We start from the raw sequence: 867 nt of genomic DNA, 5'->3' as shown, positions 1-867 counted from the left end.
ATAAAAAATAATAAAAAAATCAGTGACTAAATGTTTTTTATTTGAATTACTTCCATAAAAAAACAAAATTACCTATTATTTTTTTAAATATGTGACCTCACATATAGACTTTAATCACACTTACTTAGATAGGATAAATCCGAATAAAATAGCCGTATACTTTCACCTATTAATAATGGTGAAAAAATATCATTATCTTCAATTAAACATGGTGTTTAGTTATTCCACCTATTTATTCATTCAAAATGCCTTCTTGTTTATTTTATGATTTACCATCGTAGTTAAATAAAAATCACCTCAATATTGCATAGTTAATTGATGGGAACTGGTTCTACCACGCTAACGTTTACATACTGAAATTAAAAATACCGTGGTTCTTTATGTTCGTATTTGCATCAATTCACCTTCTAGAGTCATGCATAAGATCTCTTTAGTTACTAAAACGAACAAAACAAAACATTCACAAGAAAGATAAATACCGATAACGAATAGGCTTTCACCCAATGTGTTAATGAAAAAATCAAAGTCATCGCACTGTTCAAGTAAAACAAGGAAAAGATGTGGATATCCACAACTGAAATTTGATTTTTTGTGTGTAAAATAAACACTTCTACTAGGAAGCGACGAAGAACATAACTATGGATAATTTAATCACTCAACTGCTATTTTCAGCATCAATTACAGGCCCTATATGCTTAATGCTGTTTCTTGGTGTTGTACTGAAACGCATTCACTTAATTAACGACAACTTTATTGAAGTCGCTTCTAAGCTCGTATTTCAAGTCACCTTACCCGCGATGCTCTTTTTAAGCATCGTAAATTCTGAGCATGATTTCTCATCCAGTAGCCGTTTAATTATTTATGGTC

1 pseudogene is annotated in these 867 nt (G+C 30.6%); it reads left to right on the top strand.

The window, feature by feature from the left end:
• Positions 1-638: 638 nt before the first annotated feature.
• Positions 639-867, top strand: a pseudogene (locus AACV33_RS03845) (AEC family transporter); the annotation flags it as partial.

The sequence above is a fragment of the Aliivibrio sp. SR45-2 genome (genome assembly GCF_963890165.1).
GTDB lineage: Bacteria > Pseudomonadota > Gammaproteobacteria > Enterobacterales > Vibrionaceae > Aliivibrio > Aliivibrio salmonicida.
This window is presented reverse-complemented; position numbering and strand designations above follow the sequence as displayed.